Origin of the sequence: Ideonella sp. BN130291 (genome assembly GCF_036231905.1) — a bacterium.
In the GTDB taxonomy this organism is placed as follows: Bacteria; Pseudomonadota; Gammaproteobacteria; order Burkholderiales; family Burkholderiaceae_C; genus CAMLIZ01.
Genome location: NZ_JAZARE010000004.1, coordinates 310,920 through 337,654, shown reverse-complemented (window position 1 = coordinate 337,654; position 26,735 = coordinate 310,920). Strand labels below are relative to the sequence as shown.

Genomic DNA, 26,735 nt, shown 5'->3' with positions numbered 1-26,735 from the left:
AGATGATTTCCGCCAAGCTGCCTTCCCTGCCCCCGGTGCCAGCGCCCGGCGCCGCGCCGATACCCGCCTCCACCGCGCTGGCGCCAGCGCCGGCGCATGGCCGCTCCTTCGCTGACCGGCTGCAGCAGGCACGCCACGAGCAGCCGCATGCCGACAAACCGAAGCCGCAGGCGCCGGAGACCCCGCAGACGGGCGCGCGAAGCAGCGAGGGCGCACGCTCGCCTGCCGGCCATGCGGCCAGGGCTCCAGCGACCACGGCGCGTGCGAGCGCCAAGGCCACCAGCACCGCACCCAAAGAGCCGGCGCCGGACAAAGCGGAGGCCGTCGCCGAACACGGCGCCGAAGCAGAAGAAGACACCCCCGACGCAGCTGGCCTGGAGGGCCTGCTGCCCGGCTGGAACGCCAGCGCCGCGCCGGCCGACGCCGCTGCCGTGCCGGCCGCAGCTGCCGCCACCCTGGCCGCCGCGGATGCCATGCCTGAGGAGGACACACTCGCCAGCAGAGATGCAGCGGGCGCCGTGAGCACGGCAGCCACTGCGGCACGCCGCACGGCCACGCACGCCGGCGGCCCGGCCCTCGTTGCCGATGCGGCAAGCGCTGGCGCGGCAGCTTCCGCTGAAGCCAAAGCCACGCAGGGCCCCACCGCAGCCCGAACCGATAGTGCGCCCGCCAGCCCGGCGGCCCAGGCCCCCGCGGCAGCCCAACCCGACAGCGCGGCCGCCTTGACAGCCCCCTCCTTGCCGACCGCCGCTACCGGCCACCTGCCCGGCACCGCGCCCACCGGCGGCACCGCGCCCACGTTCGAAGCCCGCCTGAGCGCGGCGCTCGGCTCGCCCGACTTCGCTCCTGCGCTCGGCGTGCAGGTCAGCATCCTCGCGCGTGAGGGTGTGCAGCAGGCGCGCCTGCACCTCAACCCGGCCGAGATGGGCCCGATTGCGGTGCAGATCGCAGTGGATGGCCAGAACGCGCAAGTGCACTTCCAGGCCGATGTGGCCGCCACCCGGGACGCACTGGAATCCAGCCTGCCCGACCTGGCCGCCGCCTTGCGCGAAGGCGGCTTCACCTTGAGCGGAGGCGGCGTGTCGCAGCAGCGGCAAGATCCGGCAGGCAACCACAGCGGGAGCCCCGCCGGCGCGGACGACGGCCCCAGCCGCAGCGCGCGCGGCGACGACACCAGCCCCGCCAGCACCCCGCTGGCACGCGCCCCGCGGCCCCAGGGCGTGGTCGACCTCTACGCCTGAAGGCGAGAAATCCCCCGCTTTTCCCCCGTTCTCCACGGCGGGGTGATTTCAATAATCCTCCTCACAAGACCGCCTCGTTCGCCTGAGGCGGCGGTCTCTTGTCAGGAGCTTGCATGTCCACCGCCACCGCCGAAACCACCGAGGCCGCCCCCGCCCCGAAAAAGAGTTTCGGCAAGAAGAAGCTGATCGTCCTGCTGGCTATCGTGGTGCTGCTGCTGGCCGTGGCCGGTGGCGGCGTGGTGATCTACCTGAAGAAGAAGGCCGCCCAGGCCGCTGAAGAGGCCGACGGCGACCCCGGCGCGGCACAGGTGGAAGGGCACGGCGTGCCCAAGCGCGACCCCAAGAACGTGCCGACCTTCGTGCCGCTGGAGACCTTCACCGTGAACCTGGCCGACCGCGAAGCCGAGCGCTACGCCCAGATCGGCCTGACGCTGGAACTGGAGGACCCGCACGTGGCCGACCAGATCAAGGCCTACATGCCGGCCATCCGCAACAACATCCTGATGGTGCTGGCGCAAAAGACCTCCGCCGACCTGCTGGACCGCCAGGGCAAGGAGCGCCTGGCCTTCGAGATCAAGCGCGAGGCCGCGCGGGCACTGGGCGTGGAGATCGAGGACGAGCTGGCCGCCAAGGTGGCGGCCAAGCCCGCCAGCGGTGCGGCCAGCGCGGCCAAGCCGGCAAAGAAGCGGGTCTATGAGCCCTCGCCGATCCGGCAAGTGCACTTTTCCAACTTCATCATTCAATGATGACCCACCCCCGTAGCGCCTTCGGCGCTCCCCCTCAAGGGGGCGCACCCAGCGGCCCGGCGAAGCCGGTTCCGCGGCTGCCGCTGGGCGGGTGGCCGCTGGACGCGGCACCCGATGAGGGGAGCGTTGCGCCGTGAATCAACAAATCCTGTCGCAAGACGAAGTTGATGCCCTTTTGCAGGGCATCACCGGCGAAAGCCAGAAGCTCGAGCAGGAAGAGGTTCCCCAGGGCGCGATCCGCGACTACGACCTGGCGAGCCAGGAACGCATCGTTCGTGGGCGCATGCCCACGATGGAGATCATCAACGAGCGGTTCGCACGCAACATCCGCATCGGGCTGTTCAACTTCATCCGCAAGAGCCCGGAAGTCTCCATCGGTGGCATCAAGGTGCAGAAGTACTCGGCCTTCCTGCGCGAGATCGTGGTGCCGACGAACTTCAACATCGTGAGCGTGCGGCCGCTGCGCGGCTCGGGCCTGATCGTGTGCGACCCGAACCTGGTGTTCGCGGTGATCGATGCCCTCTTCGGCGGCGCCGGCAAGTTCCACACGCGCATCGAGGGCCGCGACTTCTCGCCCACCGAGCAGCGCGTGATCCTGCGCCTGGTGGAAGTGATCATCCAGGAATACCGCAAGGCCTGGCACGGCATCTATCCGCTGGACCTGGAATACCAGCGCTCCGAGATGCAGCCGCAGTTCGCCAACATCGCCACGCCCAGCGAGATCGTGGTGGCCACCTCCTTCACCCTGGAGATCGGCGACACCTCCGGCTCGGTGCACTTCTGCATTCCGTACTCCACGCTCGAGCCCATCCGCGACGTGCTGTATTCCACCGTGCAGGGTGACTCCTCGGAGCCGGACCGGCGCTGGGTGAACCTGCTGAAGGCGCAGATCCAGTCCGCCGAGGTGGAGCTGGTGGCCGAGCTGGCCGAGGCGCCCGCCACGGTGGAGCAGCTGCTGGCCTTCAAGCCGGGCGACTTCATCGAGCTGGACCTCAATCCGATGATCCAGGCCAAGGTGGACGGCGTGCCGGTGTTCGACGCGCACTACGGCACCTCCAACGGCAAGTACGCCATCAAGATCGATCGACTGCTGACCAGCTCGCCGCTGGGTTGGCTGGGAGACTCCAATGTCAGCTGAAGAAAACACCGCGATGTCCGAAGAGGACCGCATGGCCGCCGAATGGGCGGCCGCCCTGGCCGAATCGCAGCCCTCCTCGGGCGGGGGCAACGTGGCTTCCGAAGTGGCCAACCCGGCAGAGCAGGTGGCGCCGGCGTCCTTCACCAACTTCTCGGCCACGCCGAGCAGCGGTGCGGGCAACGACATCAACATGATCCTGGACATCCCGGTGCAGCTCACCGTGGAGCTGGGCCGCACCCGCATTCCGATCAAACACATCCTGCAGCTGGCCCAGGGCTCGGTGGTGGAGCTGGATGCGCTGGCGGGCGAGCCGATGGACGTGCTGGTCAACGGCTACCTCATCGCGCAGGGCGAGGTGGTGGTGGTGAACGACAAGTTCGGCATCCGCCTCACCGACATCGTGACCCCGAGCGAGCGCATGCGCCGCCTGAGCAGGACCTGAAGACCGATGACTTCCGGATTGATGCCGCTGCTGTCCTTCATCGCGATCATTGCGATGATCCCGGTGGCGTTGTGGCTGCTGAAGCGCACCCCGATGGGTGGTGCCGGCGGCCAGGGGCTGATGCGCACCGTGGCCGTGCTGCCCGTGAGCAACAGCCAGCGCCTGCTAACGGTGGAAGTGGGCACCGGCGACGAGCGCCGCTGGCTGGTGCTGGGCGTGACCGCGCAGCAGATCACCACCTTGCACACGATGGCGCCGCAAGCCGATGCACCGGCGCTGCAGCCGGTGAACTTTGCGGACACGCCCTTCGGCCAGATGCTGGGCAAGCTCAAGAACAAGGGTGGCGAGCGTGACCAGTAAAGCCCTTGCGGGCCGGCTCCTCGCCTTGTCGGTGTTGTCGGTCATTTCTGTCGGGGCTTTAGCCCAGAGCACCGGCGGTGCCGGCCTGCCGTTGGTGGTGTCGCAGACGGCGGCGGGCAACAGCTATTCGGTGCCCATCCAGACCCTGCTGTTCTTCACCGCCCTGAGCTTCCTGCCGGCGGTGCTGCTGATGATGACCGGCTTCACCCGCATCGTCATCGTGCTGAGCCTGCTGCGCCAGGCGCTGGGCACGCAGGCTGCGCCGCCCAACCAGGTGATCGTGGGCCTGAGCCTGTTCCTCACCTTCTTCGTGATGGGGCCGACACTGGACAAGGTGTACGCCCAGGCCTACCAGCCATACGCCGCCAACCAGATCGCCTTCGACGAAGCCTTGAAGCGTGGCGAGGTGCCGATGCGCGAGTTCATGCTCAAGCAGACACGCCAGAGCGACGTGGCGCTGTTTGCCAAGCTCGCCAAGCTGGATGCTGGCGTGAAGGCGCAGGACGTGCCCTTCAAGGTGCTGGTGCCAGCCTTCGTGACCAGCGAGCTGAAAAGCGCCTTCCAGATCGGCTTTCTCATCTTCATCCCCTTCCTGATCATCGACATGATCGTGGCCAGTGTGTTGATGAGCCTGGGGATGATGATGCTGTCGCCAGTGCTGGTGGCCCTGCCCTTCAAGATGATGCTGTTCGTGCTGGCGGATGGGTGGAACCTGCTGCTGGGCTCCCTGGCCGCGTCGTTCGCGACTTGAGATCAAGAGAACCGACATGGATCCCCAACAAGTCTTCACCTTCGGCCAGCAGGGCCTGTACATCCTGCTGATGGTGTCCGCCCCTGTGCTGTTGGCGGTGCTGGTGGTGGGCCTCGTCGTGAGCATCGTGCAGGCGGCCACGCAGATCAACGAAGCGACGCTGTCCTTCGTGCCAAAGATCATTGCCGCCGTCGCGGTGCTGGCGATCGCCGGGCCGTGGATGATGACCACGCTGGTGGAATACATCCAGCGCACGCTGCAGGCCATCCCTACCGTCGTGGGCTGATGCTCACCTTCTCAGAAGCCCAGGTGCTCGCCTGGGTCACGCCCTTCCTGTGGCCCTTCATCCGCGTGCTGGCGCTGTTCAGCGCGATGCCGGTGCTGGGCACGCGCACGGTGCCGATGCGGGTGCGGGTGGCGCTGTCCTTCCTGATCGCGCTGTGCGCCCAGGTGTCATTGCCCGCCATGCCGGTGGTCGCACTCGATTCACCAGCCGCCCTGATGCTGGTGGCGCAGCAGGTATTGATCGGCGTGTCGCTCGGTTTTGCGGTGCGCGTGGTGTTCGGCGCGGTGGAACTGGCCGGCGAGATGATCGGCCTGCAGATGGGCCTGAACTTCGCGGGCTTCTTCGACCCCATGACCGCCTCACAGGGCACGGCCAGCGGGCGCTTCTTCGGCACCATGGTGGCGTGGCTGTTCATCGTGATCAACGGCCACCTCACGGTGATTGCCGCGGTGATGCAGAGCTTCCAGGTCTTTCCCGCCTCGCCCGAGCCCTTTGCCTTCTTGCGTGCTGCGCAGCCTCAAGCGTGGGGCGTCGAGGTGTTCCGCCTGGGCACCTGGATCGCGCTGCCGCTGGTGGCGATGCTGTTGTTCGTCAACCTCGTGCTCGGCGTGATCTCACGCGTGGCGTCGCAGATGAACGTGTTTGCGATTGGGTTTCCGATCACCATGGGGGTGGGGTTGATTGGGATGCTGCTCACTTTGCCGATGATGCAGGGGCCGTTCACGATGGCTTTGGAGCGCTTGCTCTCCGCGTTTTTGTAGTTGGCTTCTTGGCCTTCGGCCTGGGTCGGTTTGTGGCCACTCGCGTGCAGCCCGCCGGTCGCGCCCGGCCGGCGGTTACTTTCTTCACTGGCATGAAGAAAGTAACCAAAGAAGGTGCCTTCGAATACCAACATCCGATCAGGTTCGCTGACACCGAATCGGGGCCCGGTTTTCGGGGGGCACGCTGACATTGCTGCAGACCCGAGGCCACTTTGCGCCTGCCAGGCACATCGACCCGCCAATCACTGGACCACCCGCCAGCCTCCGCATGCCATGTCCGAGCGAGCGCAGCGAACCCCCCGCGCACGGAGGCTGGAAAGAGTGACCGCCGGCCGGACGCGACCGGCGGGCTGCCGCCCCAGGCCAGAAACCTGCCCAGTGCCGCGGGCGAATCAGCTCCCTACAAGACCGTTTCGAATGGCATAAACCGTCAACTCCGAGTTGTTAGCCAACCCCAGCTTCTCCAGCACCCGCGCCCGGTAGACAGAAACAGTCTTCGGCGACAGCATCAACTCCTCAGCGATATCGCTCAACCGCTTCCCAGAAGCAATCATCACCAGCGTCTGCAGCTCCCGATCAGACAGCTTCTCGTGCGCGTTCTCCGTCACCGGTGTGGTGAGCGACTCCACCAGCATCTGCGCGATCTCGGGCGTGACGTACTTGCGCCCCTGCGCCACCGTGCGCACCGCCTGCACCAGCAGCTGCGGGTCGCCGCCCTTGTTGACATAACCGAACGCCCCGGCACGCAACGCGCGGATCGCGTACTGGTCCTCCGGGTACATGCTCACGATGAGCACCTTCACCGTGGAGCCTTCGTCCTTGAGCACATGCAGCACGTCCAGGCCGCTGCGCCCGGGCATGTTGATGTCCAGCACCAGCACGTCGCAGGTGTGGTTGCGCATCAGCGCACGCAGCTCGCCGTAGTCACCGGCTTCGCCCATCACCTCGATGTCGGGGGCATCGGACAAGGTGTCGCGGATGCCGCGGCGGATGAGGGCGTGGTCGTCGCAAAGAATGACCTTGATCATGTCGATCTCCCCGACAGCGGGCCGGATGCCGTGTGCCTCATGTTGCGCCTCCCCAGGCGGATGGATCGTGGTCGGTGCCGGTGTCGTCGAAGCCGCTGGACGACATGGCGTCCGGGTGCAGCGGCACCGACAGGATCAGCGTGGTGCCGCCGCCGGGCCGGCTGGACAGGTCCACCCAGCCGCCCACGGTGCCCGCACGCTCATGCAGCCCGCGGATGCCGAAGCTGCGCGCCTTGGCCAGGTCGGCCGCGCTCAGGCCCCGGCCGTTGTCGCTGACCTCCAGCGACAGCACGCCGCGCGCCAGCGACAGGTCGATGCTCACCCGCGCCGCGCCCGAGTGCTTGCTGACATTGGTGAGCGCCTCCTGGGCCGTGCGGTAGGCCACCAGCGGCACGCCGGCGGGCAGCTGCATCGTCTCGTGGCTGGTGCGGAAGTGGCACTGGATACCGGTGCGTTTTTCAAAGCGGGCGGTCATCCACTGCAGCGCCGCCACCAGGCCCTGCTCCAGGATGGCCGGGCGCAGGTTGTGCATGATGCGCTGGCTGGCCTCGATCGCATGGGTCACGGTTTCCAGGGCGGAATTCACGCGCTGCAGCACATCGGGCGTCGGCGAATGGCGCGCGATCCAGGCGAGGTCGAACTTCAGCGCGGTCAAGGAGCCGCCCACGTCGTCATGGATTTCCCGGGCGATCGCCGCCCGTTCCATCTCGATGTTGGTCTGCAGATGCTGCGCCAGCTCCGACAGGCGCTGGCGCGAGGCCGCCACCTCGCGGTCGGCCGCCACGCGGGCGCGCCGGGTCTCGTTGGCCTCGATCGCATGTTCGACTGCGGGCACAAGCCGTGCCAGGTTGTTCTTCAGCAGGTAGTCGCTGGCGCCGTTGCGCATGGCCTCCACCGCCGTGTCCTCGCCGATCTCGCCGGACACGATGATGAAGGGCACCAGCTTGCCGCTTTCCTTCAGGATCTCCAGCGCGATCAGGCCGGAAAAACCCGGCAGGTTGAAGTCCGACAGGACGATGTCCCAGTCGTGCTGCAGGGCGGCCCGGAATTCGGCCTCGGATTCCACCCGGCGGGTGTGCACCACATGGCCGCCGCGCTGCAGGTGGGCCAGGGTGAGCTCATGGTCGAGCTCCGAGTCTTCGATGTGCAACACCCGCAGGGGGCGGCTGCTGGCGGTGGGAGCAGGCATGACTTGAGTATGTCCCGCGGCGCATTCGTTGGGAAATGCACTGAGATTCTGCCCATGATCCCCTCAATAAGTCGCACCCCCGTGCCGAAAATCCGGGCCAGCGGTGCCTGAATGTGCGGCCTTGTGGCCGCCCTTGCAGGACCACAACGAACGTGGAGCGACGATGCTGATGAACGATGCGAACGCCTCCAGCCCGGACAGCGGATTGCCGCTGGCGGCTGCGGCCGACTTGCAGGATCACCTGCTCACCGCCTCGCACGACCTGGAACGCCTGCAAACCCTGCTGTCGGACGCGTGCAACGCGCTGATGGCGAGTTTTTACGGTGCTTCGGAGCACCTGCAGGGGCTGAAGGAAGCACAACCCGATGGCCACGAGGCCATGGAAGTGGCCATGCGCCACCTCAGCGGTGCGGTCACGGCCTTGCAGTTCCAGGACATGGCATCGCAGCTCATCGCCCACACCAGCCGGCGCCTGCGCAACTGCTGCGACCGCCTGGCAGCCGAGGCCATGGGTGACGACGAAGAAGGTGCCGCCATCGTCGAGGAAGCGCCCTTGCGGCCCAACCCGGTGACGCAGGACGAGATGGACGCTGGGTCCATCGAGTTGTTTTAACTAAAGATTCTCGGCCCTTGCCCGAAAACATCCTTGAAGAAATCCGGAGCTAGCGATGCACTCTATCCTCGCCGTTGACGACTCGGCCTCCATGCGCCAGATGGTCTCGTTCACGCTCAAGAACGCCGGCTTCAACGTCGTCGAAGCAGTGGATGGGCAGGACGCGTATGAAAAGGCGGCCAGCCGCGACTTCAACCTCGTGCTGACCGACCAGAACATGCCCCGCATGGACGGCATCAGCCTGACCAAGAAGCTGCGCGAGAACCCCAAGTTCAAGAGCACGCCCATCCTGATCCTGACCACCGAGTCCAGCGACCAGATGAAGCAGGCCGGCCGCGCCGCCGGTGCGACTGGCTGGCTGGTCAAGCCCTTCGATCCCGCCAAGCTCATCGAAGTGATCGGCAAGGTCATCCGCTGACCGCCACGCATCGCATCCGGGCAGATATCAGGAGAACAACATGGGCGAGATGAGCGAGGGCGGCCACCTGGGCGCAGGCATCGACCTGAGCCAGTTCTACCAGGTCTTCTTTGAAGAAGCTGGCGAGAACCTGGACAACATGGAGCAGCTGCTGCTCGATCTGGACATCGAGTCGGCCGACGACGAAGAGCTCAACGCGATCTTCCGCTGCGCGCATTCGATCAAGGGCGGCGCCGCCACCTTCGGCTTTGCCGACGTGGCCGAGCTCACCCACCAGATGGAGACGCTGCTGGACAAGCTGCGCCGGCGCGAGCTGCCGCCCACCTCCGACATGGTGGACGTGCTGCTGGCCTCGGGCGACGCGCTCAAGGCGCAGCTGGCGCGCCACCAGGGCAATGGCGGTGCCGAGATCGACACCACCGAGCTGCTGTTCAACATCCGCGCGCTGGTGGCCGGCGAGAAGCCGATCACCGCCGTGCCGGTGGCCGCACCGGTGAGCGCCGGCACGGCGCCTTCGTACAGCGCACCGCCGGCCAAATCCAAGCCGGTGCCCACCACCACCAACGTGCGCGAGCTCGAGCTGGTGGTCGGCCCGCTGGACAAGCCCGCCCAGGCCGACAGCCTGGTGGAGCTGTTCCAGGAGATCACCGACCTGGGCACCATCGAGCCGCTGGACGGCGGCAAGGATGCCGACGGCCTGCGCCGCTTCAAGGTGCTCACCGCCAGCAGCGATTCCGACCTGCTGGACCTGTTCACCTTCCACGTGGCGCGCGAGAAGGTCAAGCTCATCCCGCACAGCCAGGGCTACGGCTTCTATGCCGGCGCCCCGGGTGCTCCGGAGGCGGCCGAGCTGGCCGCCGACGAACCGGGCTATGGCTTCTTTGACGACGCCCCCGGCGCGCCAGGCACCGCCGGCGACTCGGCCGGCACCGCACCCGCCGCCGTCCCCGCGCAGATCGAGGTGCCCAAGCCCGCTGCTGGCAAACCTGCCGCACCCAAGGCCGACGCCAAGGCTGCGGCCGGCCTGGAATCGAGCACCCTGCGCGTGTCGGTCGAAAAGGTCGACCAGCTGATCAACCTGGTGGGCGAACTCGTCATCACGCAAGCCATGCTGGCGCAGAACAGCAAGGGCGTGGACGCCGCGCTGTACCAGCAGATGGCCGCCGGCCTGGCGGACCTGGAACGCAATACGCGGGACCTGCAGGAATCGGTGATGTCGATCCGCATGATCCCGATGTCGGTGGTGTTCAACCGCTTCCCGCGCATGCTGCGCGACCTGGCGGCCAAGCTCGGCAAGAAGGTCGAGATGGTCACGCAAGGGGAAGCGACCGAGCTGGACAAGGGCCTGGTGGAGAAGATCACCGACCCGCTGACCCACCTGGTGCGCAACAGCTGCGACCACGGCATCGAATCACCCGCCGACCGCATCGCCAAGGGCAAGCCAGAGACCGGCACCATCAGCCTGATCGCCAGCCACCAGGGTGGCAGCATCGTGATCGAGGTGCGTGACGACGGCCGCGGCCTGAACCGGCAGAAGCTGATCCAGAAGGCCCGCGAGAAGGGCATCGACGCGCCCGACTCCATGACCGACCAGGAGGCCTGGAACCTGATCTTCGCCCCCGGCTTCTCCACCGCCGACCAGGTGACCGACGTGTCGGGCCGCGGCGTGGGCATGGACGTGGTGAAGAAGAACATCACCTCGCTGGGCGGCACGGTGGAGATCGACTCCGCCGAAGGCTACGGCATGAGCGTGAAGGTGCGGCTGCCGCTCACACTGGCCATCATGGACGGCATGAGCGTGGGTGTCGGCGAGGAGGTGTACATCCTGCCGCTGAGCTCGGTGGTCGAGTCCTTCCAGGTGCAGGACGGGATGATCAAGACCATCGGCGGCTCCGGCCGCGTGGTGGAAGTGCGCGACGAGTACATGCCGGTGATCGACCTGGAAAAGGTGTTCGACGTGCCGCGCTTCGACTTCGAGCACGTGAGCAACATCATGGTCGTGGTGGAAGCCGAAGGCGGCCGCGTGGCCCTGCTGGTGGACGAGCTGCTCGGCCAGCAGCAGGTGGTGGTGAAGAACCTCGAAGCCAACTATCGCAAGGTCAACGATGTGTCGGGCGCCACCATCATGGGTGACGGCCGGGTCGCGCTGATCCTGGACGTCGGCGCCCTGGTGCGGCACTCGCGCCACTGATCCTTCCTGAAACACCGGGCGCCGCCGCGCGCCTGGCTGCCTTGCCGGAGACACGCCATGCACGCCATCCACTCGCTGATGCGCCGTTTCACCATCCAGACCCGCATGGTGGGTGCCATCGCGATGGTGCTGGCCCTGCTGCTGATCGTGGGTGGTGCCGGGCTGGCCGGCATGTTCCGCATCCAGGCGCTGAGCCACGGTTTCGTGGAGAGCGCCTTCACGCAGACCACCCACCTGGTGGCGCTGCAGGACCACTACGGCGACATGCGCCGCCATGAGAAGGAAATGGCGGTCAACTATGAAAACGCGCCCAAGATCGCGCTGTACAAGAAGGAATGGCTGAACTCGCTGGGCCTGCTCCAGGCTGAGCTGAAGAGCCTGCGCGACGGGGGCTTGAGCGCCGCCAACGGCGCGGCGGTGGCCGAGATCGGCAAGCGCATCCAGGCCTACCAGAGCGCCTACGAGCCGGTGATCAAGCAGATCGAAGCCAACAACTACGACACCGCCACCGCAATCAACAAGGTGTCGGCCCGCGCCCAGGACGAGGCCCGCGCCGCCGAGGAGCAACTGGGCCAGCTGCAGAAGCTGCTGCTGGCCGATGCGCAATCCACCGAGACGGCCGTGGAAGGCTCGGCGCGCAACACGCTGATCGCCTTTGCCTGCGCACTGGCCATCGCCTGTGTGCTGGTGGTACCGCTGACGCTGCTGAACTCCAACTCCATCGTCAAGCCGATCCGGGAGGCGCGCTCGCTAGCGCAGGCCATCGCCGCCGGCGACCTGACGCACCAGATCGAAGTGCACGGCAGCGATGAAGCATCCGACCTGCTGGGGGCGCTGAGGGCGATGCAGGACTCGCTGCGCGGCCTGGTGGGCCAGCTGCGTGAATCGGCCGAAAGCATCCAGACCGCGAGCTCCGAAGTGGCCTCCGGCAACCACGACCTGAGCCAGCGCACCGAACAGGCCGCCAGCAGCCTGCAGCAGACCGCCAGCTCGATGACCCAGCTCACCGGCACGGTGCGCCAGAGCGCCGAGGCGGCCTCCCAGGCCAACCAGCTGGCCAGCTCCGCCTCCGCGGTGGCCTCGCGTGGTGGCGACGTGGTGGCGCAGGTGGTGTCCACCATGGACCAGATCAACTCCAGCTCCAAGAAGATTGCCGACATCATCGGCGTGATCGACGGGATCGCCTTCCAGACCAACATCCTGGCGCTGAACGCCGCGGTGGAAGCCGCCCGTGCCGGCGAGCAGGGCCGCGGCTTTGCGGTGGTGGCAGGCGAGGTGCGCTCGCTGGCCCAACGCAGCGCCGAAGCCGCCAAGGAGATCAAAGGCCTGATCGGCACCAGCGTGGACAAGGTCGAAACCGGTGCCCGCCTGGTGGAAGACGCAGGCAAGACCATGACCGAAATCGTGGCCAGCGTGCAGCGTGTGACCGACATCATCGGCGAAATCACCGCCGCGTCCAGCGAACAATCGGGTGGCATCGGACAAATCAATACCGCGGTGAACCAGCTCGACCAGATGACGCAGCAGAACGCCGCGCTGGTGGAAGAGTCCGCTGCCGCTGCCGAGAGCCTGAAGGACCAGGCGCACAAGCTGGCCGGCCTGGTGGCCACCTTCCGCGTGGCGGACGCGGCCGCAGCGAGCACAGCTGCCGCCACGCCGTCCGCGTCGGCGGCGGCCCCGCGGCCCGCACCGGCGGCGCCGGTGTCCGCGCCGCGCCAGGCGACTGCCCAGCTGATCGACCGGGTGCGCCAGCAGCCTGCCAAGGCGGCCACGCCGGCCGCAGCGGCACCGGCCGCACCCCGCAGCAAGCCCCAAGCGAGCGCCCTGCCCGCCGCCCCTGCCCCCGCTGCTGCTACGGCGGCGACCAGTCACGACGACGACTGGGAAACTTTTTGACGGCTGTGCCTATAGCTTGCGCCCGCGCTGCCGATAACCCCTTAGCTCAACGCCCAGCTTGAAGGAGTCCTCCATGGACATGATCACCGAAGCCACCCAGGTTGCCCGCCACGAAGCTGCGCGCGGAGCGCTGGGTCGTGCATCTGCCTCCGCCAGGGGCGCTGCCCACGCCGGCGAGTACCTCACCTTCCGGCTCGGCGCGGAGGAATACGGCATCGACATCCTGCGCGTGCAGGAGATCCGCTCCTACGAACAGCCCACCCGCATCGCCAACGCCCCCGCCTTCATCAAGGGCGTGGTCAACCTGCGCGGCGTGATCGTGCCCATCGTCGACCTGCGCCTGAAGCTCGGATGCGCCACGGCCGAATACAACAGCTTCACCGTCGTGATCGTGCTCAACGTGCGCGGCCGCGTGGTCGGCGCAGTGGTCGACTCGGTCTCCGACGTGATGGAGCTGACCACCGACCATGTGAAGCCGGCCCCCGAGATGAACGCCAGCGTGGACGTGAACTTCATCACCGGCATCGGCAGCGTGGGCGACCGCATGCTGATCCTGATGGACATCGAGCAGCTGATGAGCAGCGCCGACATGGGCCTGATGGACTCGGTTGCCACGGCCGCCTGACCCCCCGGCACCTCACACCCCGGGCCGCCGCGGCGGCCTTTTTCACGGCCATTTTTTTCAAACCCAATGAAAAGACTCAGCATTGCCACCCGCATGTGGATGCCCGTCATCGTGTTGATGGCCATGGTGGCGATCATGACGTCCATGTCCATCGTGCGCACGCTGCGCACGCAGGCCGAATCCATTGCGGCGCAGGAGCGGGAGCAGAGCAAACTCGAGATGAGCCTGCGGCTGCTGGGCGCGGTGGAAGCGAACAACACGGCCCGCACGGCGGAAGTGCAGGCGAAGCTCGCCACGCTGATGGACACACCGCAGGAGAAGGTCGCCTTTGCCAAGGCCACGGACCTGGCCGGCGCCATCGAGCTGGTGAAGGTTGCCGAAGCGGGCGCCGCTGAACTGCGCAACGAAGTGGGCCGCCAGCGCATGCGCACGGTGTACCTGGTGTCCGCTGTCATGGCCGGCATCGTGCTGCTGCTGGCGGTGTCCACGGTGTTCCTGGTGCGCGCCGTGTGCCGGCCGCTGCAGGCGGTGGTTCAGCTGGCCGATCGCATTGCCGCGGGCGATCTGAGCGTGCAGGTACAGACCGAACGCACCGACGAGATCGGTGCCGTGGAACGGGCGCTCGCACGCATGACCGACGCCCTGCGCCAGCTGGTGGGCGAGGTGCGCCACTCCGCCGACAGCATCTCCACCGCCTCCAGCGAAATCGCGCATGGCAACCAGGACCTGAGCCAGCGCACCGAAGCCACCGCCTCCAACCTGCAGCAGACGGCCAGCTCCATGGCGCAGCTGAGCACCACGGTGAACCAGAGCGCGGACGCCGCCCGGCAGGCCAACCAGCTCGCCAGCTCGGCCGCGGCCGTGGCCTCGCGCGGCGGCGAGGTCGTGTCCCAGGTGGTGTCCACCATGGACGAGATCAACTCCAGCTCCAAGAAGATCGCCGACATCATCGGGGTGATCGATGGCATCGCTTTCCAGACCAACATCCTGGCCCTGAATGCCGCCGTGGAGGCCGCCCGCGCCGGTGAGCAGGGCCGCGGTTTTGCGGTGGTGGCCAGCGAGGTGCGTTCGCTCGCCCAGCGTTCGGCGCAGGCCGCCAAGGAGATCAAGGCCCTGATCGGCACCAGCGTCGACAAGGTGGAAACCGGTGCCCGCCTGGTGCAGGACGCCGGCAGCACGATGACGGAGATCGTGGCCAGCGTGCAGCGCGTGACCGACATCATCGGCGAGATCACCGCCGCTTCCAGCGAGCAATCGGGTGGCATCGGCCAGATCCACACCGCGGTGAACCAGCTGGATTCCATGACGCAGCAGAACGCGGCCCTGGTGGAGCAATCCGCCGCCGCAGCGGAAAGCCTGAAGGACCAGGCGCACAAACTGGCCGGCCTGGTATCCACCTTCCGCCTGCAAAGCGAGCCGGCCTTCGGCTGACGCATCGCCGCTCCATGAAAAAAGCGCCTGGCGTCCAGGCGCTTTTTTTCGTTGACGCAACGCCGAAGCGTTGCAGTATCAGCTGCGCGGTTGCGCGGCCTTCACGGCCACGGTCTGCGCCTGCGCGGCAGCGGCCGCCATGTCGGTGGCCGCATGCTCCTGCACGGCCAGGGTGTCGATGCCCAGCAGCACGGCCACGGTGACCACCACGGACAGGGCCAGGGCGGTGAAAGAGGAAGCGTTGCGGTTCGTCATGGTGGGGCTCCTTGGGTTCGGTTCAGCGTTGCGATGGAACGAACTCTAGGGAGCATCGGCCCCTATTGACAGCGCGTTGCGATGAACACCCAAAGCGCCGCGACGAACTGCAAAGGCTGGCGACGAACGGCCGTCTAACCTTCGCCGGCTTGGCGCAAGGTCTGCACGACGGGCCGCCGCAGCACCCCCCGCAACGCCCAATAGCCCGCCAGCAAGGCCAGCAGCGCACCGGCCACCGCGCCGGCCAGCGGCACCCAGGGCGATGCGCTCCAGCTGAACTCGAAGGCGTACTTCGCGAGCGCCCAGCCCACCACGATAGCCGCCAGCGAGGCCAGCAGCCCGGCCAGCGCGCCCACGCCCAGCAGCTCCGCGCGCTGCACCTGCGACAGCAGGCGCGCGCTCGCGCCCATCGCGCGCATCACCGCGAACTCGCGCGCCCGCGCCTCGCGGGTGGCCACCACCGCCGCAAACAGCACCACCAGCCCGGTGGCGAGGGTGAAGGCGAACAGGAACTCCACCGCGCGGATCACCTGGTCCAGCACGCGCTGCACCTCGCCGAGCGAGGCCGACACGTCCACGTCGGTGATGTTGGGAAAGGCGCGCGCCAGCGCGTTGTCGAAGCCCGGCTGGGCCGGCGCGCGGAAGGCGGAGATGAAGGTGACCGGCAGGTCGGGCATCTGCGCACGCGGGAACATCACGAAGAAGTTCACCCGCATGGAGCCCCAGTCCACCTTGCGCAGGCTGGTGATGCGCCCCTCCTGCATTTGCCCGCCCAGGTCAAAGCGCAGGCGGTCGCCGAGCTTCAGGCCCAGCGTCTGCGCCAGCCCCTCCTCCACGCTCAGCGCGTCGGGCTCCTCGGCTTTCCACTGGCCGGCCGCCACTTTGTTGTGCAACGGCATCTCGGCGCTGTGGCTGAGGTTGAACTCGCGCTCCACCAGGCGCTTGGCGCGGTCCTCCACATAGGCGTCCGGTGCCACGGGCTGGCCGTTCACCGCCACCAGGCGGCCGCGGATCATGGGGTACCAGTCGTAGCGCGCCACGCCGGCCTGGCGAAGCGCCTGCTGGAAGGCCTGGGCCTGGTCGGGCTGCACGTTGATGACGAAGCGGTTGGGTGCATCCGGCGGCGTGGCCTGGCGCCAGCTGCTGATCAGGTCGGTGCGCAGCAGCACCAGCAGCACCAGCGCCAGCAACCCGACGCTGAGCGCCGACACCTGCAGCACCGCAAACGCCGGCCGCGCGGCAATCTGGCGCGTGGCCAGCACCAGCCAGCGTGGCGCGCGCGCCTCCGGCACCGCGCGCCGCAGCACGCCCACCGCCACCCACGACAGCAACGCAAACGCCAGCATCGCGCCGGCAAACCCGCCCACCGCGATCAGCCCCAGCTTCAGGTCCGACGACACCGCCACCAGCAAGGCGGCGAAGCCCGCTGCCGCACCCAGCAGCACCAGCAGCGAGGCGGCCTTGGGCGCGCCCACGTCGCGCCGGATCACCCGCAGCGGCGGCACGCTGGCCAGCTGGAGCACCGGCGGCAGGCCGAAACCCAGCAGCAGGAGCAGGCCCACGCCCAGCCCCATCAAGGCGGGCCACACACCGGGCGCCGGCAGGCTGGCCTCCACCAGGCCGGCCAACAGCCACACGAAGACGTGATGCACCGCGAAGCCGATCAGCACGCCGATGGCGCTGGCCACCAGCCCGACCGCGCCGAACTCCAGCAGGTGGATGAGGGCGATGGTGCGCTGGGGTGCGCCCAGCACCCGCAGCACCGCGCAATCGTTGAGATGCCGGTTGGCGAAGTCGCGCGCCGCGATGCCCACCGCCACCGCCGCCAGCAAGGCGGCCAGCAAGGCCACCAGATTGAGGAACTTGTGGGCGCGGTCCAGCGTCTGGCGCATCTCCGGCCGGCCAGCCTCGAAAGATTCGACGTTGACACCCCGCAGCCGGGCGGTCTTGATGCGGGACTCGGCCCAGGCCACGAAACGGTTGACCTGCGGGTCGGTGCCGGCCACGGCCAGGCGGTAGCCGATGCGGCTGCCCGGCTGCACCAGCCCGGTAGCGGCCAGGTCGGCCTCGTTGAGCATCACGCGCGGTGCAAACGCCAGGAAGCCGGCGCCACGGTCGGGCTCCACCACGATGATGCGGCCGATGCGCAGGCTGGCATCGCCCAACAGCAGCGGCTCGCCGACCTGGAGGTTCAGCGCCGCCAGCACGCCGACGTCCACCCACACGGTGCCGGGCTCGGGGGCCCGCTGGACCGTTTGTTCGGGCGCATCGATTGCGGACTTCAGCCGCAGCGCGCCCCGCAGCGGGTACGCCGCCGACACCGCCTTTACCGACACCAGCCGGGTGGCGCCGCCGCGCTCGTCCGGCGCCCGCGCCATACTGGGAAAGCTGGCGCTGGTGGCCGTGCCCAGCCCCAGCGAGCGCGCCTGGGCGATGAAGTCCGCCGGCGTGGGCTGGTCGCTGGCCACCAGCGCGTCGCCACCCAGCAGCTGGCGTGCGTCACGCGTGAGGCCGGCATTCAGCCGGTCGGCAAAAAAGCCCACCGCGGTGAGCGCCGCCACCGCCAGAACCACCGCCAGCACCAGCAGGCGCAGTTCGCCCGCACGCAGGTCACGCAGGGTCTGGGTCTTGGCGAGCAGCCAGAGGGAGGGTCGCAAGGTCAGCATGCCGCGACGGTACACCAGCGCTCGGGGCCACGCTGCGGCTGGGCGATCATGGGCGCATGAACACATCCCTCACGGCGCGGGTCGCCGAACTGCTGCGCCAGGCGGCCGCAGCGATCGTCGTGCCGCGTTTCCAGCGCCTGCAGCACGGCGACATCGAGGAGAAGTCGCCTGGCGAAATGGTGACCATCGTCGACCGTGAGGTCGAAGCGTTGCTCACGCCGGCGCTGCAGGCGCTGGTGCCGGGCTCGCGGGTGGTGGGCGAGGAAGCCAGTGCGCTGGACGCTCGCCTGCTGCAGGGCCTGGACCACGGCGCGGTGTGGCTGGTGGACCCGCTGGACGGCACCAGCAACTTCATCGTCGGGCGGCCGCAGGTGGCGATGATGGTAGCGCTGCTGCGCGACGGCCAGACGCTCGCCGGCTGGATTCTCGACCCCTTGCGCGGCACGCTGTGCAGCGCCGAATCAGGCGCCGGCGCCTGGCAGGACGACCGACGCTTGCAGGTGAGCACACCCGGCGCCACCGCGCTGAGCGGGATTGTGAAGACGCGCTACCTGCCCGACGGCCTGAAGCAGGAGATCGAGCGCCGCACCACGCGCCTGCACCAGCTGCACCCAGGCAGCAACGCGGCGGGCGTGGACTACCCCGCGATCGTGCGCGGGGAGAGCGACTTCGCGGTGTACTGGCGCACCCTGGCCTGGGACCATGCGCCGGGCACCCTATTGCTTACCGAGGCCGGCGGCCACGTGGCGCGTTGGGACGGTTCGCCGTACCGGCCGGGCGACGACCGCACGGGCCTGCTCGTTGCAGCGAGCGCGCAAGTATGGGAAGCCGCCCGCCACGCGCTGCTGGACGACTGAGTGACGCCGGCCGCGGGCCGGCGCCCACATCCATGCTGGAACCCCCGCTGGGAGGGGGCCCGGGGGAGCCAAACATAGGGCGTTTGGCTGCGCCCACCGGGCGCAGCCAAAGGCTCACTGACGCTGCGCGTCAGTGAGCCTTCTCCCAGTTGGGCCCGATGCCGAATTCCGCCAGCAGCGGCACCGACAGCTCGGCCACGCCAGCCATCAGCCGCGGCACGTTCTCGCGCACCCAGTCGAGTTCGCCCTCGGGCACCTCGAACACCAGTTCGTCGTGCACCTGCATGATCATCTTGGTGGCCACGCCATCGCGGTCCAGCGCGCCCTGCACCGCGATCATCGCCAGCTTCACCAGGTCGGCGGCCGTGCCCTGCATGGGCGCGTTGATCGCCTGGCGCTCCGCGCCCGCGCGGCGCGGGCCGTTGCCGCCCACGATGTCCGGCAGCACCACGCGACGGCCAAAGGCGGTTTCCACATAACCGCGTTCACGCGCCAGCGTGCGGGTGCGCTCCATGTAGTCGCGCACACCCGGGTAGCGCTGGAAATAGCGGTCGATGTAGGCGTTGGCCGCCGAGCGTTCGATGCCGAGGTTGGCCGCCAGCCCGAAGGCGCTCATGCCGTAGATCAGGCCAAAGTTGATGGTCTTGGCATACCGCCGCTGCTCGCTGCTCACCTCGTCCGGCGGCACGCCGAACACCTCGGCCGCGGTGGCGCGGTGCACGTCCATGCCCTCGCGGAAGGCCCGCAGCAGGTTCTCGTCGTTGCTGATGTGGGCCATGATGCGCAGCTCGATCTGCGAGTAGTCCGCACTCACGATCACATGCCCTGGCGGCGCGATGAAGGCCTCGCGGATGCGCCGCCCTTCCGCCGTGCGGATGGGAATGTTCTGCAGGTTGGGCTCGTTGCTGGACAGCCGCCCGGTCACCGCCACCGCCTGCGCGTAGTTGGTGTGCACCCGGCCGGTGCGCGGGTTCACCATCAGCGGCAGCTTGTCGGTGTAGGTCCCTTTCAGCTTGCTCATCGAGCGGTGGTCCAGGATCTTGCGTGGCAGCGGATAGTCCTCGGCCAGCTTGTCCAGCACCTCTTCGTCGGTGGACGGCGCGCCGGAGGCGGTTTTTTTCAGCACCGGCAGGCCCTGCTTGGTGAACAGGATCTCGCAGATCTGCTTGGGCGAGCCCAGGTTGAAGGGCTGGCCGGCCAGCTCATAAGCCTCGCGCTCCAGCGCCAGCATCTTCTCGGCCAGCTCGCGGCTTTGCTGGGCCAGCAGTTGCGCATCCACCAGCACGCCGTTGCGCTCGATGCGCTGGATCACCTGGGTGACCGGCATCTCGATCTTCTCGTACACGAAGCGCAGGCCGGGCTCGGCCTGGATCCGCGGGTACAGCGTCTGGTGCACGTGCAAGGCCATCTCGCTGTCCTCGCCGGAATATTCGGTGGCCTTGGTGATGTCCACCTGCGAGAAGGGGATCTGGTGCGCGCCCTTGCCGCACACGTCTTCATAGCTCAGGCCGTTGCGGCCGACGTGCCGCGCCACCAGGCTCTCCAGGTTGTGCGGCTTGTGGGCCTCCAGCACATAGCTCTGCAGCATGGTGTCGTGTTGGTAGCCGCGCACGGTGATGCCGTAATTGGCCAGCACATGCACGTCGTACTTGATGTGCTGGCCGACCTTGAGCGCGTGTTCGTCCTCCAGCCAGGGCTTGAGCACGCCCAGCACTTCGTCCAGCGACAGCTGCGCCGGCGCGCCGGGATAGTCGTGCGCCACCGGCACATAGGCCGCCTCGCCCGGCTCCACGGCAAAGGAGATGCCGACGATGTGCGCCTGCATCGCATCCAGCGAGCCGGTTTCGGTGTCGATGGCCACCAGCGGCGCCTCGCGCAGGCGGATCAGCCAGCGGTCCAGCGCCTCGCGGGTGAAGATGGTTTCGTACTCGCGCTTGAGCGCGGTCGCCACCGGCAGCGGCGGCTCGTCCAGCACGCTGGGGCTGGCACGCACCGTGGCGGCGGCCTTGGCCGGCGCCAGGCCCAGGGCCTGCTCCAGCTCCTTGCGCCAGGTGGTGAAGCCGAAGCGGGTGTAGAAGGCCAGCAGCGCCTCGCGGTCCACCTCGCGCAGGGCCAGCTTGTCCCAGGCGGGCCAGCCTTCGATGTGGGGCGTGAGGTCGCAGTCGCACACCACGGTGACCAGGCGGCGGCCCTGCGGCAGCCAGTCCAGCGCCTTGCGCAGGTTGTCGCCGGCCACGCCCTTGATGGTGTGGGCGTTGGCGATCAGGTTGTCCAGGCTGCCGTGTTCGGCGATCCACTTGGCCGCCGTCTTGGGGCCCACCTTGTCGACACCCGGCACGTTGTCCACCGCATCGCCGATCAGGGTGAGGTAGTCCACGATGCGCTCGGGCGGCACGCCAAACTTGGCCATCACGCCAGCCGGGTCCAGCGTCTCCTTGCTCATGGTGTTGATCAGCGTGACGCGCTCGTTCACCAGCTGCGCCATGTCCTTGTCGCCGGTGGAGATGATCACCTTGCGGCCGCTCTCGGCGCCGATGCGCGCCAGCGTGCCGATGATGTCGTCGGCCTCCACGCCGGGCACTTCCAGCACCGGCCAGCCGAGCAGCTGCACCACCTCGCGGATCGGCTCCACCTGCTGCGCCAGCGGCTCCGGCATCGGCGGCCGGTGCGCCTTGTACTCGCTGTACCACTCGTTGCGGAAGGTCGGGCCCTTGGCATCGAACACGCAGACCGCGTGCTGGGCCGGCACCTGCTCGCGCAGCAGCTTCATCATGGCCACCATGCCATGCAGCGCGCCGGTGGGCACGCCCTCCGGGCCGCGCAGGTCCGGCAGGGCGTGGAAGGCCCGGTAGAGGTAGCTGGAGCCGTCGACCAGCAGCAGGGTCTGGGGGGGTGTCTCGTCCATCGGCGGATTGTCGGGCAACAGTGAAAACCCGGCCTCCTACAATCCGCCCATGCCCTCCCCTTCCCTGCTCTTGTGGCGGCTGGCCGCCGGCCTGCCCCTTCTGGCCGCGGCCGCCGCCCACGCCGCCGACGCATCGCCGCGCGGCGGTGAACCCGTGGTCCAGCGCATCGTGCAGGAGGACGACAACGTGCGGGTGGAAGAGCTGCGTGTGCGCGGCGAAACCCAGCGCGTGGTGGTGCGGCCCAAGGCCGCCAGCGCGCCGGCCTACGAGATCGTCACCAGCGCGACCGGGCGCAACCCCGGCGGCACCGGCGAAGGCCTGCGCGGCGCGGTGGGCCAGCGGGTGTGGAACGTGCTGGGATTCTGAGTTCCATGGCTGTCTTCACGGAAGTGACGTTCGAGGAGGCCGCGCGCTTCGTCGAGCCGCTGGGGGTGGGCACGCTCACCGGGCTGCGCGGCATCACCGCGGGCATCGAGAACACCAACTACTTCGTCACCACCGAGCGTGGCGAGTTCGTGCTCACGCTGTTCGAACGCCTGAGCCTGGAGCAGCTGCCTTTCTACCTGCGCCTGATGCAGCACCTGGCGCGCAAGGGCATTCCCGTGCCCGAGCCGCGGGCCGACGTGCAGGGCGAGATCCTCTTCACGCTCAAGGGCAAGCCCGCCGCGCTGGTGGACAAGCTCCTGGGCGGCCACCAGCTGGCACCTGACCTGCACCATTGCGAGCAGGTGGGCAGCATGCTGGCGCGCATGCACCTGGCGGGCCAGGACTTCGCGCTGTTCCAGCCCAACCTGCGTGGCCTGGCCTGGTGGACGGAGACCGTGCCGGTGGTGCTGCCGTACCTGGACGACGAACAGCGCAACCTGCTCGGCGACGAGCTGGCTTACCAGCAGAGCCTGGCGGCGTCCCCCGCGCATGCGGCGCTGCCGCGCGGGCCCATCCACGCCGACCTGTTCCGCGACAACGTGATGTTCGCGCCGGCCGACCTGCCGGCCGAGGACGCCAGCGTGCAGGGCCTGCCGGGCCGCGAGCGCCTGTCCGGCCTGTTCGACTTCTATTTCGCGGGGGTGGACACCTTCCTGTTCGACATCGCGGTGTGCCTGAACGACTGGTGCATCGACCTGGAAAGCGGCCGCCTGGTGGAAGAGCGCGCCGCCGCCTTCGTGCAGGCGTATGCCCACGTGCGCGCGCTCACGACCGGCGAGCAGCGCCTGCTGCCGGCCATGCTGCGCGCCGCCGCGTTCCGCTTCTGGCTGTCGCGCCTGTGGGACTTTTACCTGCCGCGCGATGCCGCCATGCTCAAGGCCCACGACCCCGGCCATTTCGAGCGCGTGCTGCGCGAGCGCATCAACCGCCCCTGGCACCCGGCTTTCTGACACCTCACATGGCATTGCATCTTCGGCCGGTGGCTCCGCAGCAAGGCGCGCGCTGGGTGCGCCAGGGCTTTCGCGCCTTCATGCTGCGGCCCATGGGCTTCTGCGCCCTGCTGCTGGGCTTTTTCTTCACCAGCCTGCTGGTGTCCGTGCTCATCCCGCTGGTGGGCAGCGTGGTGTCGCTGATGGCGCTGCCGCTGCTCAGCCTGGGTTTCATGGTGGCCACCGAATCGGCGCTGCGCGGCGGGCCGGTGCACCCCGGCCAGCTGGTGGAGCCGCTGGTGCGCAGCAAGGCGCGCCGCGGCACGCTGCTCAAGCTGTGTGCGCTGTACGGCGTGGTGACACTGGCCGCGCTGCTGCTGAGCGAGCTGGTGATCGGCGATGCGTGGGAGCACCTGCGCGCGCTGTACGCCAGCGGCCAGCAGGCCACGCCGGAGCAGGTGAAGGCCGTGACCGAGGATCCGCGGCTGGTGGGCGGCCTGGGCCTGCAGGCCGGCCTGATCGCGCTGCTGTCCATCCCCTTCTGGCACGCGCCGGCCCTGGTGCTCTGGGGTGAGCAGGGCGTGGCGCAGTCGCTGTTCTCCAGCACGCTGGCGGTGTGGCGCAGCAAAGGCGCGTTCGCGGTCTACAGCCTGGTGTGGCTGGCGCTGACGATCGTGGCGGGCACGCTGGCAGCGCTGGTGTTCGGCCTGCTCGGCATGGGCCAGTTCGCGCCGGTGGCGGCACTGCCGCTCGCCCTGATGGGCATGACGGTGTTCTACGCCTCGCTGTATTTCACCTTCACCGACAGCTTCGGCGCCGCCGACACCCCGGCCACACCCGCATGAAAGAAGCCGGCGCTCAGGCCGGCTCAAGAACGAGGGCAGAAACCCCGGAGCTCAGCTGCCGATGCGTCCGCCATCGTCCTTGGTGATCACGACGGTGGCCGAGCGCGGGCGCGCGGTGGTGGCACCGCCGGCGCCATAACCGGCATTGGCCGGCCAGTGGCTCGGGTAGCCGGCCGGGTTGGCGAGCGCGGCCTTGCTGATCGTTTCACCTGGATGCTGGATGTTGACGAACAGCGCCTTGCCATCCGGGGTTTCGCACAAGCCGGTGATCTCGCAATCCACCGGGCCGACCAGGAAGCGCTTCAGCGTCTGCGCGGTGGGTGCCTTGCCGACGTAGGTGTCCACGCTGGTGCTGCCATAGGCGAGTGTCTTCTTCGCGCCGTCGCCGACGCTGCCAGGCACGCCGGCCAGCATCATGCAGTTGGTGGCATCGGTGTAGGCACCGTCGTCGGTCTGGATCCAGCACAGGCCGGTGTTCCGGCTGAACCACAGGCCGTCGGGGCTGGAGAAGTCCTGGTCGGCGGTGAGCGAGGAGAGGTTGACGCTGGCCGCGTAGTCGGCGTCGCTCAGGCTGGTGTCGGCAGCATCGCGCTGGGCCTGGGCACCGAAGAGGTACACATCCCAGCGGAAGGTGGCCGCGGCGGCGGCGCCGTTGGTTTCAGCCAGGCGGATGATGTGGCCGTTGACGTTGCCGCGCTGCGTGGTGCCGCCTTGCGCGGGATCGCCCTTCAGGTCGCTGTAGGCACGCGGGTTGGCCGGGTCCACGCCGAACTGGCCGGCGCCGGGCGTGGCGCTGCGGCTGCTGTTGTTGGTGAGCGTGTAGTACACCTCGCCGGTGGTGGGGTGGGTGGCGCACCACTCCGGGCGGTCCATCTTGGTCGCGCCCACAGCATCGGCCGCCAGGCGGGCGTTGACCAGCACGTCGGCCTGGTCGGCAAACGCATAACCGGTGAAGCCGGCGATCAGCGGGTTGGCGATCGTGAGCTCGAGCCAGTCGCCGCTGCCGTCCGCATTGAAGCGTGCGGCGTAGAGCTTGCCGCTGTCCAGGTACTTGTCGCCCTGGGCGATCCGGTCGGCCGCATTGCCGTCGGCCGCGCTCCAGGTGGCGGACGACACGAACTTGTACATGTATTCGCCGCGTGAGTCGTCACCCATGTACACCGCGATCGGCTGGCCCTCCACCAGCTTGGAGAACGCCGCGCTCTCGTGCGCGAAGCGGCCCAGGCTGGTGCGCTTCTTGATGGCGGCCGCCTTGTCGTAGGGATCGATCTCGACCAGGTAGCCGAAGGTGTTGAGCTCGTGGCGGTAGTCGTCCGTGCCGTCGGTGGAGGTGCCCTTGCGGCTGATGTCCCAGCGCTGGTACTTGTCGTCGGCGCCGGCGCTTTCCCAGCCGTGGCGGCTCTTGGATCCCTGGGCGCGGCCGTAGCGTTTGAGCGAGGCCACGCTCTTGTCGTTGCCACGCGCCGCATCGTCGGCCGCGCCGCGCGCAAAGTAGCCGGCCCAGTTCTCCTCGCCGGTGAGCAGGGTGCCCCAGGGCGTGCGGCCGGTGCCGCAGTTGTTCAAGGTGCCGCGCGCCTGCGTGCCGTCGGCGGAATACGCGGTCTTCATCAGCGCACTGCCGCGCGCGGCACCGGCCAGCTGCACCGGGGTCAGCGGCGTGATACGGCGGTTGAAGGCCGAATCGCGCACGGTGGCAAACCCACCGCCCGCGGCCTTTTTCACTTCCACCACGGACACGCCATGGATCGGCACTTCCTTGTCCACCTCGGCCGCCGGGCGCGGCAGCGTGGGCGTGCCGCCGTCGGCATGCAGGTAGGTGGACGACAGCTCGCTGCCCGGGTGGCTGGTGGCCTCATGGTTCACCACCAGCAGGCCGCGGTCGGAGGCGTTGTCGTCACGCAGGCCATTGGCGCCGAGGCCGAAGTAGCCCATGCCGTCGTGGTGATCCCCGGCGCGCTGGTCGAACCCGGTGTCCGTGCCGTCGTTGCGGTAGTCCGGCGTGGCAGCGTCCAGCGGATCGCCCAGCGCGTAGATCACGGTGGCGGTGTAGCCCGCCGGCACGGTGACCCTGTCCTCCAGGCTCTTGGCCACCGCCGTGAAGGCCAGGCTGGTGATCGGGGGATCGGTGGCCACCGGCGGCGGGGCCGCCTCGTCATCGCCGCCACCACCGCAGGCGGCCAGCGCAACGCTGCCAAACAGCGCCGTGGCCGCCGTGCCCACGCCGCCCCGCAGCAAGGAGCGGCGCGACAGCCGGGCGCTCAGCACGCTGTCGAACGTGGGGTTGGCGGAGGCGTTGTGCCCGATGTCGTCGGGGTCGATCTCGGTCAGCGGAAAGTCGGCGCGCTTGTTCATTCGGAGAGCCGCCTCAGGCGGCCAGGAGTGAGGTTCAGCCCGCCAGCGTAGGAACATCCGGTGAAACCACCATGACCGGCGCGTGACATCCGCATGACACGCCGCGAGGCCAGCGCGTGATAATCGTCGCTCTGCTTCCAGCCCCACACCTGCCATGCCGAACCTTCGCCGCTTGCTGATGGCTGCCGCCCTGGTGGCGGCCTTGCCCGCGTTCACCGGCTGTGCCGTGGTGTCGGTGGCCGGCGCGGCCGCGGGTGCGGCCATCAGCGTCACCGGCGCGGTGGTGAGCACAGGCGTCAAGGTCACCGGCAAGGTGGTGGAAAAAACCATCGACGCGGTGACACCGGGCAGCAGCTCCGACTGACGCCCACCGCGCAGCACCG

Annotated in this window: 25 protein-coding genes; 19 read left to right on the top strand and 6 right to left on the bottom strand. The window is 68.4% G+C overall.

Annotated elements, in window-relative coordinates:
* The first annotated feature begins 2 nt into the window (after positions 1-2).
* The 8 genes from VPH43_RS10760 to fliR all read left to right on the top strand — a co-directional run bounded on the left by VPH43_RS10760 (position 3) and on the right by fliR (position 5,725).
* Positions 3-1,241 carry a flagellar hook-length control protein FliK gene (locus VPH43_RS10760; RefSeq protein ID WP_328577688.1) on the top strand — a complete coding sequence of 413 codons (1,239 nt, stop codon included), beginning with the start codon at positions 3-5 and terminating at the stop codon, positions 1,239-1,241.
* Between the two features lie 113 nt (positions 1,242-1,354).
* Positions 1,355-1,987 carry a flagellar basal body-associated FliL family protein gene (locus tag VPH43_RS10755; protein ID WP_328577687.1) on the top strand — a complete coding sequence of 211 codons (633 nt, stop codon included), beginning with the start codon at positions 1,355-1,357 and terminating at the stop codon, positions 1,985-1,987.
* Positions 1,988-2,120: 133 nt separating this feature from the next.
* Positions 2,121-3,125, top strand: coding sequence for a flagellar motor switch protein FliM (fliM, locus tag VPH43_RS10750; protein ID WP_328577686.1), 1,005 nt, complete (start codon positions 2,121-2,123; stop codon positions 3,123-3,125).
* Entirely contained in the window at positions 3,115-3,567 is a 453-nt protein-coding gene (gene fliN / locus VPH43_RS10745) for a flagellar motor switch protein FliN (RefSeq protein WP_328577685.1), read from the top strand. The genes fliM and fliN overlap by 11 nt, the downstream gene beginning before the upstream one ends.
* A 6-nt stretch (positions 3,568-3,573) precedes the next feature.
* A complete protein-coding gene (locus VPH43_RS10740) occupies positions 3,574-3,927 on the top strand; it encodes a FliO/MopB family protein (RefSeq protein ID WP_328577684.1) in 354 nt (117 codons plus the stop codon).
* A gap of 25 nt (positions 3,928-3,952) precedes the next feature.
* The gene (fliP, locus tag VPH43_RS10735) at positions 3,953-4,678 is read left to right on the top strand and encodes a flagellar type III secretion system pore protein FliP (RefSeq protein ID WP_442909266.1); all 726 of its coding nucleotides are present in this window, start codon (positions 3,953-3,955) and stop codon (positions 4,676-4,678) included.
* A gap of 16 nt (positions 4,679-4,694) precedes the next feature.
* The gene (fliQ, locus tag VPH43_RS10730; RefSeq protein ID WP_328577682.1) at positions 4,695-4,964 is read left to right on the top strand and encodes a flagellar biosynthesis protein FliQ; all 270 of its coding nucleotides are present in this window, start codon (positions 4,695-4,697) and stop codon (positions 4,962-4,964) included.
* Positions 4,964-5,725, top strand: coding sequence for a flagellar biosynthetic protein FliR (gene fliR / locus VPH43_RS10725; protein ID WP_328577681.1), 762 nt, complete (start codon positions 4,964-4,966; stop codon positions 5,723-5,725). The genes fliQ and fliR overlap by 1 nt, the downstream gene beginning before the upstream one ends.
* A gap of 392 nt (positions 5,726-6,117) precedes the next feature.
* Here the strand turns inward: fliR and VPH43_RS10720 are convergent, their stop codons facing one another.
* Positions 6,118-6,753, bottom strand: a complete 636-nt coding sequence (locus VPH43_RS10720; RefSeq protein WP_328577680.1) for a response regulator transcription factor — start codon at positions 6,751-6,753, stop codon at positions 6,118-6,120.
* Positions 6,754-6,790: 37 nt separating this feature from the next.
* The gene (locus tag VPH43_RS10715) at positions 6,791-7,942 is read right to left on the bottom strand and encodes a hybrid sensor histidine kinase/response regulator (RefSeq protein ID WP_328577679.1); all 1,152 of its coding nucleotides are present in this window, start codon (positions 7,940-7,942) and stop codon (positions 6,791-6,793) included.
* Positions 7,943-8,105: 163 nt separating this feature from the next.
* Between VPH43_RS10715 and VPH43_RS10710 the strand changes: the two genes are divergently transcribed.
* The 6 genes from VPH43_RS10710 to VPH43_RS10685 all read left to right on the top strand — a co-directional run bounded on the left by VPH43_RS10710 (position 8,106) and on the right by VPH43_RS10685 (position 15,116).
* The gene (locus VPH43_RS10710; RefSeq protein WP_328577678.1) at positions 8,106-8,555 is read left to right on the top strand and encodes a hypothetical protein; all 450 of its coding nucleotides are present in this window, start codon (positions 8,106-8,108) and stop codon (positions 8,553-8,555) included.
* A gap of 55 nt (positions 8,556-8,610) precedes the next feature.
* A complete protein-coding gene (locus VPH43_RS10705) occupies positions 8,611-8,973 on the top strand; it encodes a response regulator (RefSeq protein ID WP_328577677.1) in 363 nt (120 codons plus the stop codon).
* A 40-nt stretch (positions 8,974-9,013) separates the two neighbouring features.
* Entirely contained in the window at positions 9,014-11,164 is a 2,151-nt protein-coding gene (locus VPH43_RS10700) for a chemotaxis protein CheA (RefSeq protein WP_328577676.1), read from the top strand.
* A 57-nt stretch (positions 11,165-11,221) separates the two neighbouring features.
* Positions 11,222-13,060 (top strand): methyl-accepting chemotaxis protein, encoded by a 1,839-nt coding sequence (locus VPH43_RS10695; RefSeq protein ID WP_328577675.1) that lies wholly within the window; start codon positions 11,222-11,224, stop codon positions 13,058-13,060.
* 73 nt (positions 13,061-13,133) lie between these two features.
* Complete coding sequence (locus VPH43_RS10690; protein ID WP_328577674.1) at positions 13,134-13,685, top strand: chemotaxis protein CheW; 552 nt, start codon at positions 13,134-13,136, stop codon at positions 13,683-13,685.
* A 93-nt stretch (positions 13,686-13,778) separates the two neighbouring features.
* On the top strand, positions 13,779-15,116 hold the full coding sequence (locus tag VPH43_RS10685) for a methyl-accepting chemotaxis protein (RefSeq protein ID WP_328577673.1): 1,338 nt from the start codon (positions 13,779-13,781) through the stop codon (positions 15,114-15,116).
* 78 nt (positions 15,117-15,194) lie between these two features.
* Here the strand turns inward: VPH43_RS10685 and VPH43_RS10680 are convergent, their stop codons facing one another.
* Both VPH43_RS10680 and VPH43_RS10675 read right to left on the bottom strand, forming a co-directional pair.
* A complete protein-coding gene (locus VPH43_RS10680; protein WP_328577672.1) occupies positions 15,195-15,371 on the bottom strand; it encodes a hypothetical protein in 177 nt (58 codons plus the stop codon).
* Positions 15,372-15,505: 134 nt separating this feature from the next.
* A complete protein-coding gene (locus VPH43_RS10675; RefSeq protein ID WP_328577671.1) occupies positions 15,506-18,037 on the bottom strand; it encodes an ABC transporter permease in 2,532 nt (843 codons plus the stop codon).
* Positions 18,038-18,093: 56 nt separating this feature from the next.
* Here VPH43_RS10675 and VPH43_RS10670 point away from each other — a divergent pair, with 56 nt between their 5' ends.
* Entirely contained in the window at positions 18,094-18,894 is an 801-nt protein-coding gene (locus VPH43_RS10670; protein ID WP_328577670.1) for an inositol monophosphatase family protein, read from the top strand.
* A 130-nt stretch (positions 18,895-19,024) separates the two neighbouring features.
* Here the strand turns inward: VPH43_RS10670 and polA are convergent, their stop codons facing one another.
* A complete protein-coding gene (gene polA / locus VPH43_RS10665) occupies positions 19,025-21,799 on the bottom strand; it encodes a DNA polymerase I (RefSeq protein WP_328577669.1) in 2,775 nt (924 codons plus the stop codon).
* A gap of 49 nt (positions 21,800-21,848) precedes the next feature.
* Here polA and VPH43_RS10660 point away from each other — a divergent pair, with 49 nt between their 5' ends.
* The 3 genes from VPH43_RS10660 to VPH43_RS10650 are packed head-to-tail and all read left to right on the top strand — an operon-like array spanning position 21,849 to position 24,000.
* Complete coding sequence (locus VPH43_RS10660; RefSeq protein ID WP_328577668.1) at positions 21,849-22,166, top strand: hypothetical protein; 318 nt, start codon at positions 21,849-21,851, stop codon at positions 22,164-22,166.
* 5 nt (positions 22,167-22,171) lie between these two features.
* Positions 22,172-23,176: a homoserine kinase gene (locus VPH43_RS10655; protein ID WP_328577667.1), complete on the top strand. Its 1,005-nt coding sequence runs from the start codon at positions 22,172-22,174 to the stop codon at positions 23,174-23,176.
* A gap of 8 nt (positions 23,177-23,184) precedes the next feature.
* On the top strand, positions 23,185-24,000 hold the full coding sequence (locus VPH43_RS10650; protein WP_328577666.1) for a BPSS1780 family membrane protein: 816 nt from the start codon (positions 23,185-23,187) through the stop codon (positions 23,998-24,000).
* Positions 24,001-24,051: 51 nt separating this feature from the next.
* Here the strand turns inward: VPH43_RS10650 and VPH43_RS10645 are convergent, their stop codons facing one another.
* Positions 24,052-26,352: a PhoX family protein gene (locus tag VPH43_RS10645; protein ID WP_328577665.1), complete on the bottom strand. Its 2,301-nt coding sequence runs from the start codon at positions 26,350-26,352 to the stop codon at positions 24,052-24,054.
* Positions 26,353-26,506: 154 nt separating this feature from the next.
* Between VPH43_RS10645 and VPH43_RS10640 the strand changes: the two genes are divergently transcribed.
* Positions 26,507-26,716, top strand: coding sequence for a hypothetical protein (locus VPH43_RS10640; RefSeq protein ID WP_328577664.1), 210 nt, complete (start codon positions 26,507-26,509; stop codon positions 26,714-26,716).
* Positions 26,717-26,735: the final 19 nt, after the last annotated feature.

Coding starts and splice junctions, on each gene's coding strand:
- VPH43_RS10760 (WP_328577688.1), top strand. CDS start 3: ATGATTTCCGCCAAGCTGCCTTCCCTGCCCCCGGTGCCAGCGCCCGGC.
- VPH43_RS10755 (WP_328577687.1), top strand. CDS start 1,355: ATGTCCACCGCCACCGCCGAAACCACCGAGGCCGCCCCCGCCCCGAAA.
- fliN (WP_328577685.1), top strand. CDS start 3,115: ATGTCAGCTGAAGAAAACACCGCGATGTCCGAAGAGGACCGCATGGCC.
- VPH43_RS10740 (WP_328577684.1), top strand. CDS start 3,574: ATGACTTCCGGATTGATGCCGCTGCTGTCCTTCATCGCGATCATTGCG.
- fliQ (WP_328577682.1), top strand. CDS start 4,695: ATGGATCCCCAACAAGTCTTCACCTTCGGCCAGCAGGGCCTGTACATC.
- fliR (WP_328577681.1), top strand. CDS start 4,964: ATGCTCACCTTCTCAGAAGCCCAGGTGCTCGCCTGGGTCACGCCCTTC.
- VPH43_RS10720 (WP_328577680.1), bottom strand. CDS start 6,753: ATGATCAAGGTCATTCTTTGCGACGACCACGCCCTCATCCGCCGCGGC.
- VPH43_RS10715 (WP_328577679.1), bottom strand. CDS start 7,942: ATGCCTGCTCCCACCGCCAGCAGCCGCCCCCTGCGGGTGTTGCACATC.
- VPH43_RS10710 (WP_328577678.1), top strand. CDS start 8,106: ATGCTGATGAACGATGCGAACGCCTCCAGCCCGGACAGCGGATTGCCG.
- VPH43_RS10705 (WP_328577677.1), top strand. CDS start 8,611: ATGCACTCTATCCTCGCCGTTGACGACTCGGCCTCCATGCGCCAGATG.
- VPH43_RS10700 (WP_328577676.1), top strand. CDS start 9,014: ATGGGCGAGATGAGCGAGGGCGGCCACCTGGGCGCAGGCATCGACCTG.
- VPH43_RS10695 (WP_328577675.1), top strand. CDS start 11,222: ATGCACGCCATCCACTCGCTGATGCGCCGTTTCACCATCCAGACCCGC.
- VPH43_RS10690 (WP_328577674.1), top strand. CDS start 13,134: ATGGACATGATCACCGAAGCCACCCAGGTTGCCCGCCACGAAGCTGCG.
- VPH43_RS10685 (WP_328577673.1), top strand. CDS start 13,779: ATGTGGATGCCCGTCATCGTGTTGATGGCCATGGTGGCGATCATGACG.
- VPH43_RS10680 (WP_328577672.1), bottom strand. CDS start 15,371: ATGACGAACCGCAACGCTTCCTCTTTCACCGCCCTGGCCCTGTCCGTG.
- VPH43_RS10675 (WP_328577671.1), bottom strand. CDS start 18,037: ATGCTGACCTTGCGACCCTCCCTCTGGCTGCTCGCCAAGACCCAGACC.
- VPH43_RS10670 (WP_328577670.1), top strand. CDS start 18,094: ATGAACACATCCCTCACGGCGCGGGTCGCCGAACTGCTGCGCCAGGCG.
- polA (WP_328577669.1), bottom strand. CDS start 21,799: ATGGACGAGACACCCCCCCAGACCCTGCTGCTGGTCGACGGCTCCAGC.
- VPH43_RS10660 (WP_328577668.1), top strand. CDS start 21,849: ATGCCCTCCCCTTCCCTGCTCTTGTGGCGGCTGGCCGCCGGCCTGCCC.
- VPH43_RS10655 (WP_328577667.1), top strand. CDS start 22,172: ATGGCTGTCTTCACGGAAGTGACGTTCGAGGAGGCCGCGCGCTTCGTC.
- VPH43_RS10650 (WP_328577666.1), top strand. CDS start 23,185: ATGGCATTGCATCTTCGGCCGGTGGCTCCGCAGCAAGGCGCGCGCTGG.
- VPH43_RS10645 (WP_328577665.1), bottom strand. CDS start 26,352: ATGAACAAGCGCGCCGACTTTCCGCTGACCGAGATCGACCCCGACGAC.
- VPH43_RS10640 (WP_328577664.1), top strand. CDS start 26,507: ATGCCGAACCTTCGCCGCTTGCTGATGGCTGCCGCCCTGGTGGCGGCC.